The organism is Mycobacterium lentiflavum, from assembly GCF_022374895.2.
In the GTDB taxonomy this organism is placed as follows: Bacteria; Actinomycetota; Actinomycetes; order Mycobacteriales; family Mycobacteriaceae; genus Mycobacterium; species Mycobacterium lentiflavum.
In genome coordinates this window covers 3,218,061-3,235,941 of record NZ_CP092423.2, presented here as the reverse complement: position 1 = coordinate 3,235,941, position 17,881 = coordinate 3,218,061, and the positions used below count along the sequence as shown (strand labels likewise).

General features: G+C 64.3%; 17 protein-coding genes and 1 pseudogene. 11 read left to right on the top strand and 7 right to left on the bottom strand.

Features of this window, described 5'->3' with window-relative positions; genetic code table 11:
- Positions 1 to 101: 101 nt before the first annotated feature.
- From MJO58_RS15175 to MJO58_RS15160, 4 genes and pseudogenes are all read right to left on the bottom strand, one after another.
- Positions 102 to 710, bottom strand: a complete 609-nt coding sequence (locus MJO58_RS15175; protein WP_090602850.1) for a TetR family transcriptional regulator — start codon at positions 708 to 710, stop codon at positions 102 to 104.
- A 60-nt stretch (positions 711 to 770) separates the two neighbouring features.
- Positions 771 to 938, bottom strand: a pseudogene (locus tag MJO58_RS15170) (alpha/beta hydrolase); the annotation flags it as partial.
- 12 nt (positions 939 to 950) lie between these two features.
- Positions 951 to 1,553: a methylated-DNA--[protein]-cysteine S-methyltransferase gene (locus MJO58_RS15165; RefSeq protein ID WP_090602848.1), complete on the bottom strand. Its 603-nt coding sequence runs from the start codon at positions 1,551 to 1,553 to the stop codon at positions 951 to 953.
- A gap of 2 nt (positions 1,554 to 1,555) precedes the next feature.
- Positions 1,556 to 2,044, bottom strand: coding sequence for an RNA polymerase sigma factor (locus tag MJO58_RS15160; RefSeq protein ID WP_090609093.1), 489 nt, complete (start codon positions 2,042 to 2,044; stop codon positions 1,556 to 1,558).
- Positions 2,045 to 2,217: 173 nt separating this feature from the next.
- Here MJO58_RS15160 and MJO58_RS15155 point away from each other — a divergent pair, with 173 nt between their 5' ends.
- From MJO58_RS15155 to MJO58_RS15145, 3 genes are read left to right on the top strand one after another with little or no spacing between them, the layout of a single operon-like run.
- Positions 2,218 to 2,730 (top strand): methylated-DNA--[protein]-cysteine S-methyltransferase, encoded by a 513-nt coding sequence (locus MJO58_RS15155; RefSeq protein ID WP_239719927.1) that lies wholly within the window; start codon positions 2,218 to 2,220, stop codon positions 2,728 to 2,730.
- Positions 2,730 to 3,443, top strand: coding sequence for a 2OG-Fe(II) oxygenase (locus MJO58_RS15150; protein ID WP_239719926.1), 714 nt, complete (start codon positions 2,730 to 2,732; stop codon positions 3,441 to 3,443). Before MJO58_RS15155 ends, MJO58_RS15150 begins: the two co-directional genes overlap by 1 nt.
- Positions 3,444 to 3,480: 37 nt before the next feature.
- A complete protein-coding gene (locus MJO58_RS15145) occupies positions 3,481 to 4,146 on the top strand; it encodes a nitroreductase family protein (RefSeq protein WP_090609087.1) in 666 nt (221 codons plus the stop codon).
- A 228-nt stretch (positions 4,147 to 4,374) separates the two neighbouring features.
- On the opposite strand, the gene MJO58_RS15140 is transcribed toward MJO58_RS15145, so the two are convergent.
- The 3 genes from MJO58_RS15140 to MJO58_RS15130 form a co-directional block, all read right to left on the bottom strand.
- Complete coding sequence (locus MJO58_RS15140) at positions 4,375 to 5,403, bottom strand: CobW family GTP-binding protein (RefSeq protein ID WP_090602836.1); 1,029 nt, start codon at positions 5,401 to 5,403, stop codon at positions 4,375 to 4,377.
- Positions 5,404 to 5,539: 136 nt separating this feature from the next.
- The gene (locus MJO58_RS15135) at positions 5,540 to 6,841 is read right to left on the bottom strand and encodes a sensor domain-containing phosphodiesterase (protein ID WP_239719925.1); all 1,302 of its coding nucleotides are present in this window, start codon (positions 6,839 to 6,841) and stop codon (positions 5,540 to 5,542) included.
- A 318-nt stretch (positions 6,842 to 7,159) separates the two neighbouring features.
- Positions 7,160 to 7,363, bottom strand: coding sequence for a hypothetical protein (locus MJO58_RS15130; RefSeq protein ID WP_239719924.1), 204 nt, complete (start codon positions 7,361 to 7,363; stop codon positions 7,160 to 7,162).
- A gap of 409 nt (positions 7,364 to 7,772) precedes the next feature.
- Here MJO58_RS15130 and MJO58_RS15125 point away from each other — a divergent pair, with 409 nt between their 5' ends.
- The 8 genes from MJO58_RS15125 to MJO58_RS15090 all read left to right on the top strand — a co-directional run bounded on the left by MJO58_RS15125 (position 7,773) and on the right by MJO58_RS15090 (position 17,880).
- Positions 7,773 to 9,266, top strand: a complete 1,494-nt coding sequence (locus tag MJO58_RS15125) for an aldehyde dehydrogenase family protein (protein WP_239723293.1) — start codon at positions 7,773 to 7,775, stop codon at positions 9,264 to 9,266.
- Positions 9,267 to 9,986: 720 nt separating this feature from the next.
- Positions 9,987 to 10,718, top strand: a complete 732-nt coding sequence (locus tag MJO58_RS15120; protein ID WP_239719923.1) for an MlaE family ABC transporter permease — start codon at positions 9,987 to 9,989, stop codon at positions 10,716 to 10,718.
- A 16-nt stretch (positions 10,719 to 10,734) separates the two neighbouring features.
- Positions 10,735 to 11,589, top strand: a complete 855-nt coding sequence (locus MJO58_RS15115; RefSeq protein WP_239719921.1) for an ABC transporter permease — start codon at positions 10,735 to 10,737, stop codon at positions 11,587 to 11,589.
- A gap of 5 nt (positions 11,590 to 11,594) precedes the next feature.
- Positions 11,595 to 12,962 carry an MCE family protein gene (locus tag MJO58_RS15110; RefSeq protein ID WP_239719919.1) on the top strand — a complete coding sequence of 456 codons (1,368 nt, stop codon included), beginning with the start codon at positions 11,595 to 11,597 and terminating at the stop codon, positions 12,960 to 12,962.
- A 31-nt stretch (positions 12,963 to 12,993) separates the two neighbouring features.
- A complete protein-coding gene (locus MJO58_RS15105; protein WP_239719917.1) occupies positions 12,994 to 14,025 on the top strand; it encodes an MCE family protein in 1,032 nt (343 codons plus the stop codon).
- Positions 14,022 to 15,368: an MCE family protein gene (locus tag MJO58_RS15100; protein ID WP_239719916.1), complete on the top strand. Its 1,347-nt coding sequence runs from the start codon at positions 14,022 to 14,024 to the stop codon at positions 15,366 to 15,368. Before MJO58_RS15105 ends, MJO58_RS15100 begins: the two co-directional genes overlap by 4 nt.
- Positions 15,365 to 16,726, top strand: coding sequence for an MCE family protein (locus MJO58_RS15095; RefSeq protein ID WP_259608705.1), 1,362 nt, complete (start codon positions 15,365 to 15,367; stop codon positions 16,724 to 16,726). Before MJO58_RS15100 ends, MJO58_RS15095 begins: the two co-directional genes overlap by 4 nt.
- The gene (locus MJO58_RS15090) at positions 16,723 to 17,880 is read left to right on the top strand and encodes a virulence factor Mce family protein (protein WP_239719914.1); all 1,158 of its coding nucleotides are present in this window, start codon (positions 16,723 to 16,725) and stop codon (positions 17,878 to 17,880) included. The genes MJO58_RS15095 and MJO58_RS15090 overlap by 4 nt, the downstream gene beginning before the upstream one ends.
- The last annotated feature ends 1 nt before the right edge of the window (position 17,881 follow it).

The following is a 17,881-nucleotide window of genomic DNA, read 5'->3' as shown; positions in this document are numbered from 1 at the left end:
TGCCGTGCTTTGCGGAAGCGTCCCCGAACACCGCCACCAGCGCATACTACATGATCTGCATATCTTGCACATCATGCAAGATTTGTCTTCGGTGTTTCAGATCACTTTGTAAAGATGCTGTTCACAAGGGCGGCGGCCCGCTCGACATACGGCATCGGCGTGTCGTCGGGATCCACCGGATCGCTACTTGCCCACTTTTCGAGGCCGGAACGCACTGCGGTGAGGGCCAGCGCGGAAATCAGCGCGGCCATCTCGTCGTCCGGCTTCATACCCTGGCGGCGCACGATGATGTCGGTCAGCTGAAGCTGAAAACGCTCCAGGTCCGCGAGGAACGCGGCCAACACCGCGGGGGAGGTTTTGGCGAGCTCGAGCATATGGGCGGCCTGCTCGCGAAGGGGTGGGACGTCGCGCAGGTGGTGCGCTGCCAGGGTGATCAGCTCTGCCAGCACCACCGAGTAGGGCGCGGGTCCGGCCGCGACGAAATCCGCGACCAGCTCGGCAGGAATGTCCGATGGGCCGTAGGCGATGGCGGACTCTTTGTTGGGGAAGTAGTTGAAGAACGTGCGCGTCGAGATTCCGGCTTCGGCGCAGATTTCCTCGATGGTCACCTTGTCGAAGCCACGCTCGAGGGCCAGTCGCACCGCGGCGTCGCGGATGTCTGCGCTGGTCTCGCGCCGACGCCGCTCTCGCAGTCCCATCGGGTTGGCCATCCCCCCATAGTTGCACGTTCTGCACATTTTGCAGTCAACTAGCTCGTTTAGAGGCGGGTCTCACCCCGGCTGGTCCTCCGCGGGAGACCTCAAAGCGGCCCAGAGATGATCGCGCTCGCTGGCGAAGAATTTCGCCGAGATCGGCGCCTTTTCCACGATGTTGTCGAACGCGTGAAACGCGCCGGGGGCGATTTCCAAGTGGACGGGCACGCCCGCCTCGCGCAGCCGGCCCGGCCGCCGTCATCCCTCCCGCTCAAGGTCGAGCAGCATCCGTTTGGCGACGGGTCCGCCCCGGTAGGCGCCCACGGCTCCGTCGGATCGGATCACCCGATGACACGGCACCACGATCGGGATCGGGTTGGTCGCGCACGCGGTTCCCGCCGCGCGCACCGCCTTGGGGGAGCCGGCGAGTCGCGCTAGCGCGGCGTAGCTGGCCGTGACGCCGTAGCCGACGTCGGTATTGAGGTGCTCTAGCACTGTGCGCCGAAACCCTTGCGAGAGTGACCAATCCAACGGGACGTCGAAGGTGTGCCGGCGGCCGTCGAAGTACTCGTCGAGCTGTCGCACGATCGGGTCCAGCCGCGTCGGCGCCTCGAGCATCCGCGGGCTGATCCGCTTCGACAGCGTCAGTAGCACGCCGTCTCGGTCCTCGTTCGCGAACGCCACCCTGACCAGTCCGAGCGGGGTGGCGGCCAGCAGCAGCGGACCGACGGCGGAATCCACTGTGCGATAGGCGATGTCGAGCAGATCGCCGGCCTGGGCATCCCGTTCTAGACGGGTGTGCAGGCGCTGCAGATGATCCGCATCGACGGGGTAGAGGTCGGCGAGATCAGTCGAGGTCATGTTCATTCCTTGCGGGGTCGATTACGGGAGTCGATGAAGGGATAGGTGCGCCGCAGGGTGGCGATGCCATCCGCTGCGGCTCGGCGGGCGGCGTTAACGCTGCTGTCGAGGATCGTTGCGATCTCGGCGTAGGGCAGGCCTGCCAGGTAGTGGTAGGCCACGGCCTGACGTTGCTTGGGCGGCAGCGCACTGACGGCCGCGTCGAGGTCAAGATCGTGGCCATCGGCTCGTTGCCCGGCGGGGGAGTCGGGGGTATCGGCGACCGGGATGGCCCGCCGGGCCGCCGCGCGAGTGATGTCGATGGCTTTGCGGTGAGCAATGGTGACCAGCCACGCTTCGACATTGGCGTCGGCCGGCAGTTGCGGGTAGGCCTTCAAGGCGGCCAGGAAGGTGTCCGACCAAGCGTCGTCGGCGTCGCTGTGGCCGACCACGGCGCGCACCACCCGCAACACCGTAGCGCCGTGCCGTGCCACGACGGCCTCGAACGGCATCTTCACCTGTTGGTCGGTCTTCACCGTTGTCACCGAGGGGTATGACTGATCACGCGATCTCCTCTTGCTCCTGATGTGAAGACGTCGGCGGATCGTGAAATGTGAGACCTCAATTCGTACCCCATCTCACGCTTCCGGACTGGTCATCGTCTACAGGTAAAGGAGGTTCAACGATGACAGCACGACACGCGGTGAGCGATAGCCCTTTGGGCGAGTTGACCTTGGTCGCTGACGACGACGCCTTGACGGGTGTGTATTTCCGGCATCATTGGCGCCGGCCGACCGCGCATGCACTCGGCGAGCATGTCGAACCGGCTGCCGACGACCTGTTCCGTCGCACCGCCGAGCAGCTGAACGAGTATCTCTGCGGAGAGCGCACTAGATTCGACCTTCCAATTGCGTTGGTGGGCGACCCGCTTCGGCGCCGAATCTGGGATCGGCTTGTCGGTATCGGCTACGGCCAGACGAAGACATACGGCGAGCTGGCCGCGGAACTGGCCGGCGCCACCACCGCGTACCAAGTGGGCCAAGCGGTCGGGCGCAATCCACTGAGCATCATCGTTCCGTGTCATCGGGTCGTCGGAAAGGATGGCGCGCTAACCGGTTACGCGGGCGGATTGAAGCGCAAACGATTCTTGTTGGAGTTGGAGGCGCCGGCACCCGCGGTGGCTGGCAAGCTGTTCTGATGGTGTCGACCTGGCGCAAGCGCGTCGATGCCGCGGATTGGGACGCGGTCGCCGCCGACATGAACGATGTCGGCGGCGCACTGCTCCCAGAGCTGATCACTCCTGCCGAGTGCGCCGCGGTCATCGATTTGTTTTCTGACGACAGTCTTTTTCGCGCAATCGTCGATATGGGCCGACACCGCTACGGGCAAGGCGAGTATCGCTATTTCAAACAGCCCTACCCACGCCCGATCGAAGATCTCAAGCAGGCGCTATACCCGAGGCTGTTGCCGATCGCCCGAGACTGGTGGACAAAGCTCGGGCGCCACGCTCCGTGGCCCGACACTCTCGACGAATGGCTGGACACCTGCCATCGCGCCGGTCAAACCAAGCCCACGGCGCTGATGCTCAAGTACGGCCCAGGCGATTGGAATGCGCTGCACCGAGACCTCTACGGAGAACTCATCTTTCCGCTGCAGGTCGTCATCAATCTCAACGAGCCGGGCGTCGCGCACACCGGAGGCGAGTTCCTGCTCGTCGAGCAACGGGCCCGCGCCCAATCACGAGGGACAGCCACGACGTTGCCGCATGGACACGGCTACGTGTTCACGACCCGAGAACGGCCAGTGCGATCGACGCGAGGATGGTCGGCGGCCCCGGTACGCCACGGTGTGTCCGCGGTCCGCTCCGGCCAGCGCTACACGCTGGGACTGATCTTCCACGACGCGGCCTGAGAACATAGCCGCCGCCGGTTGCGGCACCATGGTGGCCATGGAGTTGTACGACGCTATGCGTTCTACCGGGGCCGTGCGCGAATTCACCGACGACCCGCTTCCTGATGATGTTCTCGAGCGCATCCTCGATAACGCGCGCTTCGCACCGACCGGCGGCAACCGCCAGGGCGTGCGCGTCATCGTGCTTCGCGATAAAGACACCCGATCTGCGTTGGCCGATCTAGGGCTTACTGCGGCCCGCCGCTATACGGCGCAGCTCGCTAATGGCGAGTCGCCATGGAACCCGTTGCAGCCGACCAGCTTAGATGCGTCCGCGATCGAGGCGGCGCAGGTGCCTGCGCAAATGTCGGCACCGTTTCGCGAGGCGCCGGTCGTGCTGATGTTCCTGCTGAATCTCGTCGTTGTCGCCGCGACCGATCAAAATCTCGATCGCATCGCGGTGGTACCCGGTGCTTCCGTATACCCCTTCGTGTGGAACGTGTTGCTGGCCGCGCGCAATGAAGGCTTTGGCGGAGTGCTGACAACGATGGTTGTCGCCGAGGAGCCACTGGCAAAAGATCTTCTCGGCATTCCCGACTCGTATGCCATCGCCGCACTGGTGCCATTGGGCAAGCCGGTGCGCCAACTGTCGAAGTTGCGACGCCGGCCGGTCTCCGAGTTCGCTACCTGCGACCGGTTCGACGGAGCACCCTTTGTCGGCTAGCCGGTTGTTCTCTCAGGCGAACGGACGACGGGGATTTGGGGCTATTAGGCGGCCCCCTGGCCGAGATCTTCGGTCGGCACCTCGGCAAAGGCGGCGCCTGGCGCCCTGGAATTCCGCGTCGGTCGTTGCGACCGGCTAGCCGGCCGCAACGCGATCCACCTACCGCTTGCCTGCTTTGGCAATTATGTCACTGTGACGAAAGATGTTGGGGCGCTAACCTTTCGATTGTCAGAGGCTGCGACGGCGATACAGCCTCAGGCGGTGAATATTGGCCAGAGTGGCCGGGCCGGCGAACGGCCGCAGGGCGGCATCAAGTCGAGCGCGCACGGCATCGGTGTCGAGGCCGATCCCGATGGCAACGAGGCAGTTGGCCGACAGCCCGGGCGGCGCAATCGCAAGGTGGATTGCCGTGCCGACCAGATTGACCGCATACGTCTGCGTGGTCGCGCCGTAACGCATCGCGACAGCGCCTTTGATCCGATATGCCCCGGCCGGCGGATCCTCAAGTAGGTCGATCAGCGCGCCGGGGTCGATTTCGCCCTGGCTCGTCGCGGTGACCGAATCGGCGTGTGAGTTGTCGTGGTCATGGGCGATCGGGTCGGAGGTGGCATCGACGAATAGGTCGCGCAATGAGAGCTGGCCCGTCTCCTCGGGAGTTGCGGCTACGTCGTACAACAGTGTGGGGTCGACTTGGCCGCCGACTGCTCCGACGACGGTCGCACGTGGATTACGTTCTCGCACGCGGCGTTCCACCCGCTCGACAGTCGCGGCGCGATCTTCGCGGGGGAGTCGGTCGAGTTTGTTGACGACGACGAGCGAGGCTACGCCGTAGCGGGCGGGCGAGGTATGGCCGACGTCGACGGTTTCGAAGTGGGTCGCGGCGTCGATGACATCGACGAGTCCGCCGAAGCGCACGCCCGGGACTTCGCTGAAGCCGATAATTCGCGCGACCGCAACGGGTTCGGCCAGGCCGCTGGCCTCGACGATGACCGCGTCCAGATTCAGTCGAGGGTCGGCGAGCTTGGTCAATGCCTCGTCGATCCCGCCGTCATCGGGCAGGCAGCAGATGCACCCGCCGGCGATGGACGCGGGCTCGTCGACTTGGCCTGTCACCAGCATGGCATCGACGTTGAGCTCGCCGAAGTCGTTGATAATGACCCCGATTCGCGCTCCGGGACTACGAAGCACATGATTGAGCAGACTCGTCTTGCCCGCGCCGAGATGGCCCGTCAAGCAGATGACAGGGATCGCTCGCACATTATCCTTCCGGTCGGATCGCAGCGGTAAGCGTAATGCTAATGATTTTCAATAAGCCGCACTCAGGCGGGCTCGGGTTCGGCCGGAATGCCGCAACCGATCCCGCAGGCCGATTGTGCGACGTCCTCCGGCGCCCTTATGGTCGAGGTGGCCCCAGGTGAAAACCTTGGCCGTATTCGATACCGAGATGAATCAACGTCTGCAGTTGGCGACGTGTCTCGACCGCTTCGGCCACCAGTTTCGCGTGCAGTTCGGATGCCAGCGAGTTCAGTGCGGTTGCTAACGCCCGGCGCACGGGATCGTTGTCGATTCCGGCGATCAACTCCCCGTCGATCTTGATCATGTCTGGGCGTAACCGCAGCAGTTGGGCGAAGCTGGCATATCCGGCGCCGGCGTCGTCGACTGCCACGCTTACCCCGCGATCACGCAGTGGCCGCAGGCGCGGGCCAAGGTCATCGGGAAACGGTTCGTGCTCAGTGATTTCCACGACCAACGCCCGGTCTTGCGTGGTCAGCACATCTCGAATCGCTGGCTCGAGTGCGGTGCTCGGGCTGAGGTTGACCGCGAGGGGACAATCATTGGGGATTCCCCCGGCAGCGCCGAGGATGGTGCAGAGCGCGGCATGTTCTAATTCAAGACCCCGGCCGAAGCGCCGGGCCATGCTAAACCATTGCGTTGGCGTCAACTCCGATGCGGGAAAGCGGATCAAACCTTCGTAGCCAATCGTCGTACCGCTTGGCAGATGGACGATGGGCTGAAAGGCCGCCCTGAGCGCGTTCGGCTGCGCCAACAGTACATCCATTCGAAGTTGTAGCTCTTTGGTCTCCACGGCTTCGGGCAACATCACCGAGGCGATGAATCGCTCCGTCAGGGCGCGTTGCCCGGGATGGTCGCTGTCGCTCATCACCTGGGTCAGCACCGTGGACAATTGCGACTGGGCGCCGATGACGGCGGAAACGAACTCACTGATATCGAGCATGGCATCGACGTCGGTATCAGTGAATGCACCGGTGGCTGTCGCGGCCAGCAGCAGGGAACCGATGGCGTGGTCGTTGTACGTCAGGGGAATCGCCGCCCACGACCGGGTGCCCCACTGCTTATTCATCGCACGAACACGTGCCGACAGTCGTCGATCTACCCAGGCATCGTCGATCAGCATTGGGTGTTTTTCGCGCGCCGCGCGGCCCTGCACACTGCTCCTTTTGGGCACTACAAAACCCGGCGTAGTCGCTAGCACGCCGTGACCAGAAACGGTCACGTACGCATTATCGGAGGCACGAAGTAGTGTGACGGCCGCCCCATCGGCCTTCTGCATAAACGCACAAGCCTGCTCGGCAATACGTCCCATCAAAGACACCGGGTCCATCGACGCAGCGAGTGCCTGAACCAGGCTTTCCACATTCATCCCCGTTCCCAGCAGCGTGTCGGGTGGGAGCATCACGATACTCCGCGCAACCCAACGCGGGTGATTTCAACATCACCCAATGGCCAAATGAGCGGGCCGCTGCCTATCCGGTCTGGTCGGCGACAACGTCTTTGAGGAGCAGGTCCGACCGATATTCAGGGCCGCGCCGGAGGAATGCGGTGAATTAGCAGTAAACTACGCTGTACCCGAATGTCGAATGCCGTTGTGCATCAGAAGAGTTCAGGGCCTATCTAATTTCGACCGCTGATTTGAGAGTCGTTTGATCACGAAAATTAGGAGTCCGCGATGTCGCGATGAAGAGGTCCGTTCGCTGTGGCCGGCAGTCGGACGTTACCGAATTGCTTCTCGCAGAACGGAACCCAGCCGTACCTGGTGGTGCCAGTGCAGCGGGTAGTGCAGGGTGGTGGTGGCCCGGTCGTCGTCGAAGTTTCCGGGGCTGAGGATTTCGCGGATCCGCATTGCGCGCAGGCTGTTGTTGGATTCCAGCCAGCGCTGGCGCTCATCTTCGTGGGTGGTGATGATCTGTTGAGTCATCCCAGTCGACGTAGCTGAATAGATTCTCGGTGATGGCCTCTACTACGCTGATTCGTGATTCCGGAGCGACGTCGACGCCGTGCAGTTCGTCGAACACCAGATGGGTGTGTCGTCGCTGGCCTACCCCGTGGCCGCTTATCAGCGCGTTGAGAAGGACGTCCTTGTTGGGCCAGCCGGCGGGTGCGGGTGATCGCCGCGCCGATAGTATTCACCGTGCCTCGAAGGGGTTGACGTCGTCCCCACAACGAGGCACCTAAGCCTCTCTGCTGCCTCGTTGACGTGGCGATGTCCGGCAGTAGAGTTACCCCAACCCTCCTTTCGGGCGATGTTGCGTCACCGCCGGCTCGGGTTGGCTGATCTTGAGCTGAATCGGGAGGCCACCGTGGCGACAGACGTCAAGCACTTTCACATGTTCATCGACGGCGAGCACGTCGACGCAGCCGAGCGCGACGAGATCCGCGACCCGGCGACCGAGGAGATCTACGCGACGATCGCGCGGGGCACCGCCGCCGACGCCGACGCCGCGGTGGCCGCGGCGCGCGCCGCATTCGATTCGGGTGCGTGGTCGCGATTGGCCCCTGCCGAACGGTCGGCGGTGTTGACGCGGATCGCGGAGCGCATCGGCGAGGAACTCGAAGAGCTGGTCGACCTCGAGATCCACGCCAATGGTGCCACGGTACGCCAGGCGACAGGATTTCATGTCGGTTATGCGCCCGCGCATTTCCTGTATTTCGCTGAGCTCGCAGCCAGCTACCATTGGGAGCGGCACGTGCCAACCGCGGCATACCCGACGATGTCGACCAACGTCATCCGCCGCGAACCGCTTGGGGTGTGCGCGGCGATTGTGCCGTGGAATTTTCCTCTGCTGCTAGGTATTTGGAAGATCGGCCCGGCTCTGGCCGCCGGCAACTCGGTGGTCATCAAACCAGACGAGAAGACCCCGCTGTCGTTGCTGCGGTTGTGCGAGATCGCCCACGAGTGCGGCGTCCCCGCCGGGGTGATCAACCTGGTTACCGGGCCCGGCCCCGAGGTGGGTGCGCGGCTGGCCGAGCACCCGGATGTCGACAAGGTGGCGTTCACCGGCTCCACCGCGGTCGGACGTGAAATCATGCGCCTGGCATCAGGGACGGTGAAAAATGTGTCCCTGGAGCTGGGTGGCAAAGGCGCCCAGGTCCTGCTCGATGACGCCGACCTGGATGTGGCGATCGACGGGGCGCTGTTCGGCTGCATGCTCTACTCGGGCCAGATCTGCGAATCGGGTACACGACTGTTGGTGTCGGCCAACATGTATGACCAGGTGGTGGACCGGCTGGTGGATCGTGCCTCCTCGCTCAAGCTCGGTGAGACCACCGACTTCGACACCGACCTCGGTCCGGTCATTTCTGCCCGTCAACGCGACCGGGTGCTGGGTTTCCTCGACAGCGCCAAAGACGCTGGTGCCAAAGTCGTTCTCGGTGGCGGGATTCCGCGTGGCGAACGGTTCACTAGGGGCTACTGGATCGAACCGACCATCATCGCTGAAGTCACCAACGAGATGAAGGTGGCCCGCGAGGAGATTTTCGGGCCGGTGCTGTGCGTGCTTCGCTACACCGACGAGGCGGACGCGATCCGGCAGGCCAACGACTCTCAGTACGGGTTGAGTGCGGGGGTGTGGGCTGCTGATTACGAGCGCGCCCTGGAGGTCGCTTCCCGGCTTCGCGCGGGCACCATCTGGATCAATAATTGGCATCAGATCGACCCTGCGTTGCCGTTCGGTGGCTACAAGCAAAGCGGTTTGGGCCGTGAGTTGGGCCGTGGCGCGCTAGATGAGTACACCGAGACCAAGCATGTGCACATCGATCTTACGCAGAACCTCGAGCGGCACATCTTCGATGCGCTGCTGTCGACTCCGCCGCGCAAGTAGATGGTCAGTGCATGCATGCCGGCCGATGATGCTGCGCCGTGCAGTCACTTGTCGGCTTATGAAAGTCACTGCTGCAGATCAGTTTCAGTACACTGACCGGATTACGACGGTGTATCTGTAGCCGCCAGCGGGTGCCAGAGCACACCGTGCACTTCGCGTGTTTGCCAGGCAACTACGGTGAAAAGTATTGAGCAACTGCTGAACACGTCGATGAGTAGCAGCAGCCGTGTGTCCCAGGATGCGGGATCGGCTGGTGTCAGGCATGCTGGACGGCCAGTTCCCATCGCCGTGCACTGCCCGTGCTGCGCGCGCCGCGCCGCTGTAGCGGGCGGGACCCAGTTGATCATGACCGCGGACCGTTGTCCGCGGCGCGGCAAGGTGCGGATCGGTCCTGGTATCCCATTCGGAGGACCCTGACATCCCATTCGGGAGCTAACGGCGGCCGCTAGCCAGCTGATTGGATTTCACGAGGAGGTCAGCAGACCGCTGAAGCTTCTCCGGCGAGCAGGGGAACTCGTTGATCTGAGAGTTCTGGCGTGAGCTCAGATGCGTGAAACCCGACGACGTGACGAGTTAGGGACCAACATGCATCCGGCAGCTCCCGCGGTACCTGTTCTGGATCCGCGCACCGAGCAGGTGACGGTGCCCATACCGGTATCAAGGGCTGAGACGTTGCGAAAGGTGTTAGAAGCAACGCGGTTAGCGAAACCGTTGCGGTCCATGGGCGGTTTCTTCGCGATGACTCTCGACGTGGTGGTGGGCATCTTCACCCGGCCCCTGGCCTGGCAGGAGTACCTGCACCAGTCCTGGTTCGTGGCCCGGGTCTCGTTACTGCCCGCAGTGCTGATGATGATCCCGTATTCGATGATCAACACGTTCATCTTCAACATCCTGCTCAACGAGTTCGGTGCCGCCGACTTCTCGGGTGCCGGCGCTGCGTTCTTCAACGTCAATCAGATCGGGCCGCTGGTTACGGTTTTGGTGACCGCCGGGGCCAGCGCCACCGCGATGTGCGCCGACCTCGGTGCACGCACGATCCGTGAGGAACTAGACGCGCAGCGGGTCATGGGCATCGACCCGATCCAGGCCTTGGTGATCCCCCGGGTGCTGGCGGCCACCACGGTCTCGGTCGCGCTCAACGGCGTCGTGGTCCTCGTCGGCATGACCGTCTCGCTGTTCTTCTGCTCTGATGCCCTGCATGTCTCCCCGGGCGCGTTCGTCTCGGGCATGACGGTGGTCACCGGCCTGGGCGACGTGGTCGTCTCGCTGGTCAAGTCGTTCCTGTTCGGGCTCGGCGCGGGCCTGATTGCCTGCTACAAGGGCATCTCGGTGGGGGGCGGCCCGGCCGGCGTCGGCAACGCCGTCAATGAAACCGTGGTGTTTTCCTTCATGGTCCTGTTCACGGTCAACATCATCGTGACCGCCATCGGTGTCCAGTTCACCTTGAAATGAAAAGTGTTCACGCCCAATGACACATAACTTGCCCAGCAGTCTGCTCCCGCGTCTGTCGCGACACAAGGACCGGTTGCTCAGCGAGTGGGAACGCATCGGTGACCAGACCCGCTTCTACTTCACCACCTTGGCCTGCATCCCGAGTGCGGTGATCCGCTACCGACCTGAGGTCCTGCGGCTGATCGCCCAAATGGGTTTGGGCAGTGGCGCATTGGCTGCGATCGGGGGCACCGTCGTCATCGTCGGATTCATGACCATGACCACCGGCGCGGTGGTGGCCGCTCAGGGCTACACCGAGTTTCAGTCCGTCGGTGTCGAGGCCTTCACCGGGTTCGCGTCCGCTTTTTTCATTCCGCGGCTCATCGTGCCGGGCACCGCTCAGGTCACTTTGACCGCGACCATCGGCGCGGGCGCGACCGCGCAGATGGGTGCTATGCGTATCAACGAAGAGGTCGATGCTCTCGAAGTGCTGGGTATTCGAAGCGTCACCTATCTCGCGGCGACCCGGGTGCTGGCGGCCACGGTCGTGGTGATCCCGCTGTATGCGGTCGCGTTGATGACCGGATTCTTCGCCGCTCGCGTGGGCACCGTGGCGATCTACGGACAGGGATCCGGTGTCTTCGACCACTATTTCGACACCTTCCTCAACACCACCGATCTGGTGTGGTCGTTCGTGGAGACCATCGTGATGATCGTCGTGGTCATGCTGGTGTGCACCTACTACGGCTATCACGCGAGCGGTGGACCCGCCGGCGTCGGCGAGGCCGTCGGCCGCGCGGTGCGCGCCTCCATGGTGGTCGGCGGAATCGTGCTGGTGGCGGTCACTCTGGGCGTCTACGGCCAGTCGGGCAACTTTCACCTGGCCGGGTGACAGTGATGGCGACACGAGCTGGACAGCACCGTATTTCCACCCGCTGGTGGCCCCTGGTCCTGGTGGCCGTCATCCTCGCCGGCGGGTTCGCGACCGCAGCCTCGTTCAACGGCACCTTCCGCTCCTTCGTGCCGGTCACGTTGACTTCGGAGCGCTCCGGGCTGGTTATGGAGACCGGCGCCAAAGTGAAACTGCGCGGCGTCGAAGTGGGCCGTGTCGGCCAGATCAGCGGCGGCGCAGGCGGAGCCGTGATCACGCTGGAGATCGACCCCGAGCAGATCCGCTACATCCCCGCCAACGTCGACGCGAAAATCGATGTCAACACCATCTTCGGCGCCAAGTTTGTCGATCTGGAATATCCTCAGCACCCCAGCAGCCGGCGGCTGGTCGCCGGCACGGTGCTGCACTCGAGCAACGTCACCACTGAAGTCAACACGGTCTTCGAGAACGTGGTGGACCTGCTCAACATGGTCGACCCGCTCAAACTGAACGCGGTCTTGACCGCGGTCGCCGACGCGGTGCGCGGCAAAGGTGACCGGATCGGTCAGGCCACCACCGACCTCAACGAGGTGCTGACCGCGCTCAACGCACACAACGACACCTTCCGCCGTGATGTGCGCTCGGTGAAGAAACTCGGCGACACCTACGCCGCAGCGGCCAACGACATCGTCGCCATCCTCGACGGGGCGACCACCACCTCCGCCACCATCGTCAAGCACAAGGCGCCACTGGATAGCTTGCTACTCAACGCTGTTGGGTTCTCCCAGGCCGGGATCAACTTGCTCAGCCCGAGCCGGCAGAACTTCATCACCGGGGTTAACGCGCTGGAGCCAACAACGAACCTGCTCAACATGTACAGCCCCGAGTACGCCTGCACCTTCGAGGGCGCCTCGTGGTTGATCGACCACTCGGACCCCGTGTTCGGTGGGGACGGGCGCACCTTCACCGTCGACGTGGCGCTGCTGCTGGGCAACGACCCCTACGAGTTCCCCGAAAACCTGCCCAAGGTTGCGGCCAAGGGCGGGCCCGGCGGCAAGCCCGGTTGTGGGTCGCTGCCCGATGCCACCAAGAACTTCCCAGTGCGCCAGCTGGTCACCGACACCGGATGGGGGACCGGGCTCGACATTCGGCCGAACCCAGGAATCGGGCACCCGTGCTACGAACAGTGGTTCCAAACCACCCGTGGCACACCGCAACCGCCCAGCATCCGCGAGTGCATCCCCGGGCCCGCACCTGGACCCATCCCGTACCCCGGGGCACCGCCGTATGGCGCTCCGCTGTATGGGCCAGGCGGAGTGCCGCTGTGGCCGGGGGTGCCGCCGCCCCCACCCAACCCCGCGCTCGCACCGGCGCCGCAAGGAGCGCCCCGATGATCGAAAACCTAATCCCACAACAGGAGACGCCGTGACCGACAACCTCAAAGGCGTGGTCGTGCGCCTGGCGATCTTCCTAACGATCTGCGCGCTCGCACTGTTCGCCACGGTCGCGGTGTTCGCCCAGCTGCGCTTCGGGCAGTCCAACAATACCTACACAGCAGTGTTCAGCAACGTCTCGGGGCTGCGGACCGGCAACCTGGTCCGCGAGGCCGGTGTCGAGATCGGCAAAGTCAAAGACATCTCCGTCAACTCCGACGCGACCGTGCGGGTGGAATTCAGCACCGACTCCTCAGTCGTGCTGACCGAAGCGACCCAGGCTGAAGTGCGCTACGACGACCTGATCGGTGGGCGGTTCCTCGCGCTGACCGACGGCGCCGATAACCCGAAGATCTTGCGGCCGGGCAACACGATCCCGATAGCACGCACTCACCCTGCCCTCGACCTCGACTCGGTCACCGGAGGATTCAGACCGCTGCTGCGCGCGCTGAAACCGGATCAGCTCAACGCGCTCAGCGGTGAACTCACGGCGGCGCTGCAGGGCGAAGGACCGGCCATCGGGTCGTTTCTGAACCAGGCCGCCGCGATCACCAACACCCTGGCGGACCGTGACCAGCTCATCGGCCAGGTCGTGGACAACCTCAACGCCGTGCTGGCCACCCTGGGCGGGCACACCGACCAACTCGACAAAACAGTGACTTCGCTTTCGCAGCTGGTGGGCGCTCTCGCCGAACGCAAAACCGACATCTCCAACGCGGTGGCCTACACCAACGCCGCGACCGGCGCGCTGGCCGACCTGCTTGCCCACACCCGCCCGGCGATCCGCAAAGCGGTCAGCGAAACCGACCGGGTGGCCACCAACGCGCTGGCCCAGCGCGAATACCTCGAGAACATCCTCAACACGCTGCCCGACAAATACCGGGTCCTCAACCGCCAGGCGATGTACGGCGACTACTTCAACTTCTACTTCTGCGACGTCGTCCTCAAATTCAACGGCAAAGGCGGACAACCCGTTTACGCCAAAATCGCCGGACAGTCCACGGGGCGGTGCGCACCGAAATGACCGCCAGAAAGTCGTTTTCCGAACGCAGCCCGCTGCTAGTCGGCGCCGTCGGTGTCATCGCGGTGCTGGTTACCGTGCTGATCGCGATTGAGAACCAGAAACTGCCATTCATCCACCAAAAAACAAGCTATTCAGCATATTTCAGCGACGCCGGAGGACTGTTCACCGGCGCGATCGTGCAGGTGTCCGGGTTCCCGGTCGGCAAAGTCACCGACATCGCCCTCGATGACACCGGCGCCAAGGTCACCTTCGACGTTGCTAACAACATCCACCTCGGTGACCGTACTGAGGCCGCGATTCGCACCAAAGGCCTGCTGGGCACCAAAGAACTCGACGTCACCCCCGCCGGCGACGGGCAGCTGCGCGGCACCATCCCCGTCGAGCGCACCGTGTCGCCTTACCAGTTGCCCGCTGCCCTGGGCGATCTGTCGGCCACGATCAGCGGGATCAACACCGACCAGCTTTCCGATTCCCTTGCCACACTGGCGAAAACGTTCTCCGACACCCCGCCGGAGGTCAAAAGCGCCGTGCAGGGTGTGGCGCGGTTCGCCCAAACCCTCGATGCCCGCGACGCGCACCTGCGCAGCCTACTCGACAACGCCAACAAAGCCGCCACCGTGCTGGCCAAACGCACTGACAAGATTGTGGCCCTGGTCCGCGACACCAATGCGTTGCTAGCCCAACTGCGCACCCAAAGCGCGGCGCTCGACCAGATCGCGGGCAGCATCTCCGCGGCGGCCCATCAGCTGGAGGGGTTCATCACCGATAACCGCCAGCAACTCAAACCCGCCCTCGACAAACTGAACGGCGTTCTGCAGATCGTCGACAACCGCAAAGAACGCCTGCAGCAGTCCATCAAGATGCTCAACGTGTACGCGATGGGACTCGGCGAAACGATCTCTTCCGGCCCGTTCTTCAAGGCATACGTCGTTAACTTGTTGCCCGGCCAGTTCATTCAGCCGTTCGTCGATGCGGCGTTCTCCGACCTGGGCTTGGACCCGGCGACCAAGACGCCCGCGCAGCTGACCGACCCTCAGACCGGGCAGCCCGGAACCCCGCCGCTGCCGATGCCCTACCCGCGCACCGGCCAGGGCGGCGAACCGCGCCGCACCCTGCCCGACGCGATCACCGGCAACCCGCAAGACCACCAGTGTGGGCCGGTGCCTCTGCCGGGCCCAGGCTGTTACCCCTACCGGCAACCCCCGCCGGCGCCGCCGCCGGGCGGCCCGCCACCGGGTCCGCCCGCACCCCCGCCGGCCGACCAGCACGCCGCGCCCGGCCCGCTGCCCGTACCGACTGTTATCGACGTCGGACCCCCCACCCCGCCAGGAGGCGACCGATGAGGCGATGGCCGCGCGGCAACACCGCCCTGACTGCCGCCCGCCGATGGGTCGGTGAACATACCCGCATCGCCGCGGCCGCCGCGCTGACCATGGTGCTGATCGCCGCCGGGCTGGTCGTCACCGAGGCCTTGGGTTGGACAAGCCGCACCACCGTCGTCGGCTACTTCGACAACAGCACCGGACTATTCGCCGGCGACGACGTCCGCATCCGCGGGGTGTCGGTCGGCAAGGTCGAAAAGATCGAACCCCAGCCGCTGCGCTCCAAGATCACCTTCTGGTTCGACCGCAAGTACAAGGCACCGGCTGACGCGATGGCGGTCATCCTGTCACCGCAGCTGGTGACCGGGCGCGCCATCCAACTAACCCCGCCCTACAGCGGCGGCCCGACACTCGGCGACGGCGCGGTCATCCCGCAAAACCGCACCGCGGTGCCGGTGGAGTGGGACGACGTGCGCGGCCAACTCGAACGGCTGACCGACATGCTGCAACCCACCACCCCCGGCGGGGTGAGCACCCTGGGCGCTCTGGTCAACACCGCTGCGGACAACCTGCGCGGACAAGGCCCCTCCATCCGCGACAGCGTCATCAAGCTGTCCCAGACCGTGTCTGCGCTCGGCGATCACAGCAAAGACATCTTCGGCAGCGTCAGGAATCTGTCCACCCTGGTCTCCGCGCTGCGCGACAGCTCCGGGCTGCTCAGCCAGCTCAACACCAACCTGGCCTCGGTGTCATCGCTGCTCGCCGATGACCCCAACAAGGTGAGCAAGGCCATCGAGGACCTCAACACGGTGCTGCCCGAAGCGCAGAGCTTTATCGCCGACAACCAGGAAGCAATCGGCACCACCTCCGACAAGCTGACCTCGATCAGCAACGCCGTGGTCGCCAGCCTCGACGACGTCAAACAAACACTGCACGAACTGCCCACGGTCATGGCCGACTTCAACAACATCTACGAACCGGCCAACGGCTCGCTGACGGGGGAGCTGATGGTCAACAACTTCGCCAGCCCAGTGTCATTCCTGTGCGGCGCCATCCAAGCCGCCTCACGTCTGGGCGCCGAGCAGTCCTCCAAGCTGTGCATGCAATACCTGGCGCCGATCTTGAAGAACCGGCAATACAACTTCCTACCGCTTGGCGAAGACCTGTTCGTCGGCGCCCAGGCCCGACCCAACGAAGTCACCTACAGCCAGGACTGGATGCGACCCGACTTTGTTCCACCAGCCCCCGAACCACCGCAGGCTGCGGCGGCCTCATCCCCTCCGCCGCCGCAGCCCGCGGCACCAGCACCCGCGCCGACCGCCACCAACCCCACAGCCGGACTGCCCGGGATGATGGTGCCCCCTGGAGGTGGATCATGACCCGCACCCGACGGCGTTGCGCAGCAACGGTTCTCATCACTGTGATGGCCGCGGGCCTGATTTCAGGCTGCGGATGGCGCGGAGTGAACTCGCTGCCGCTGCCCGGCACCGAAGGTAACGGCCCCGGATCGTTCACAGTGCAGGCCGAGATGCCCGATGTCAGCAACCTGCAATCAAATTCGCGGGTACGCGTCGCCGACGTCACCGTCGGTCACGTCACCAACATCCAACTCCAGCACGGTCACGCGCTGGTCACGATGCGGGTGGCCGGCGACGTGGACCTGCCGGCCAACGCCACCGCCAAGATGGGCATGACCACCATCTTCGGGTCGCTGCACATCGAGCTGGCCCCTCCCACCGACCAGCCGCCTCAAGGCCGGCTGCGCGACGGCTCGGTCATTCCCCTGGCACGCGCGGGAGCGTACCCGACACCCGAACAGACCCTGGCCGCACTTTCACTCGTCCTCAACGGCGGCGGCGTCGGCCAAGCCGGCGACATCACCGCCGCGCTGAGCACCGCCTTCCGCGGCCGCGAACACGACCTGCGCAGCCTGATCGGCCAACTCGACACCTTCGCCGGCAACCTCAACGACCAAAGCGGCGAAATCATCGCCGCCAGCGACAGCCTCAACAACCTGCTCGGCAAATTCGCCGCCCAGCAGCCCGTGCTCGACCGCGCGGTCCAAACGATCCCCAACGCCCTCGGGATCCTCAACGACGAACGCTCCAACCTCGTCGAAACCGCCGACAACCTCGGCAAATTCAGCGCACTGACCGCGGACATGATCAACCGCACCAAAACCAACCTGACTAAAGAGCTGCACGACGTCGGACCCGTCCTGGCGGCACTCGGCGACGCCGGACCCAGCGTCGTCCAGTCGCTAGGCCTGATCCCGACCTACCCGTTCCCCAACGGCACCGTCGAGAAATGGCAGCGCGGCGACTACGCCAACCTCACCGCGGTCATCGACCTCACGTTGAGCCGCATCGACGCTGGCCTGTTCACCGGCACCCGATGGGAGTGCGATTTGACCGAGCTCGAACTGCAATGGGGCCGCACCATCGGCCAGTACCCCAGCCCGTGCATGGCCGGCGGCCCCTTCAACAAGGGCAACCCGCTGACCGCGCCCTATCACTACGACCAGGGACGCTGAC

Excerpts from the sequence above, each read along its gene's own strand:
- MJO58_RS15175 (WP_090602850.1), bottom strand. The coding sequence starts at position 710 with ATGGCCAACCCGATGGGACTGCGAGAGCGGCGTCGGCGCGAGACCAGC.
- MJO58_RS15165 (WP_090602848.1), bottom strand. The coding sequence starts at position 1,553 with ATGACCTCGACTGATCTCGCCGACCTCTACCCCGTCGATGCGGATCAT.
- MJO58_RS15160 (WP_090609093.1), bottom strand. The coding sequence starts at position 2,044 with ATGCCGTTCGAGGCCGTCGTGGCACGGCACGGCGCTACGGTGTTGCGG.
- MJO58_RS15155 (WP_239719927.1), top strand. The coding sequence starts at position 2,218 with ATGACAGCACGACACGCGGTGAGCGATAGCCCTTTGGGCGAGTTGACC.
- MJO58_RS15150 (WP_239719926.1), top strand. The coding sequence starts at position 2,730 with ATGGTGTCGACCTGGCGCAAGCGCGTCGATGCCGCGGATTGGGACGCG.
- MJO58_RS15145 (WP_090609087.1), top strand. The coding sequence starts at position 3,481 with ATGGAGTTGTACGACGCTATGCGTTCTACCGGGGCCGTGCGCGAATTC.
- MJO58_RS15135 (WP_239719925.1), bottom strand. The coding sequence starts at position 6,841 with ATGCTCCCACCCGACACGCTGCTGGGAACGGGGATGAATGTGGAAAGC.
- MJO58_RS15130 (WP_239719924.1), bottom strand. The coding sequence starts at position 7,363 with ATGACTCAACAGATCATCACCACCCACGAAGATGAGCGCCAGCGCTGG.
- MJO58_RS15125 (WP_239723293.1), top strand. The coding sequence starts at position 7,773 with ATGTTCATCGACGGCGAGCACGTCGACGCAGCCGAGCGCGACGAGATC.
- MJO58_RS15120 (WP_239719923.1), top strand. The coding sequence starts at position 9,987 with ATGGGCGGTTTCTTCGCGATGACTCTCGACGTGGTGGTGGGCATCTTC.
- MJO58_RS15115 (WP_239719921.1), top strand. The coding sequence starts at position 10,735 with ATGACACATAACTTGCCCAGCAGTCTGCTCCCGCGTCTGTCGCGACAC.
- MJO58_RS15110 (WP_239719919.1), top strand. The coding sequence starts at position 11,595 with ATGGCGACACGAGCTGGACAGCACCGTATTTCCACCCGCTGGTGGCCC.
- MJO58_RS15100 (WP_239719916.1), top strand. The coding sequence starts at position 14,022 with ATGACCGCCAGAAAGTCGTTTTCCGAACGCAGCCCGCTGCTAGTCGGC.
- MJO58_RS15095 (WP_259608705.1), top strand. The coding sequence starts at position 15,365 with ATGAGGCGATGGCCGCGCGGCAACACCGCCCTGACTGCCGCCCGCCGA.
- MJO58_RS15090 (WP_239719914.1), top strand. The coding sequence starts at position 16,723 with ATGACCCGCACCCGACGGCGTTGCGCAGCAACGGTTCTCATCACTGTG.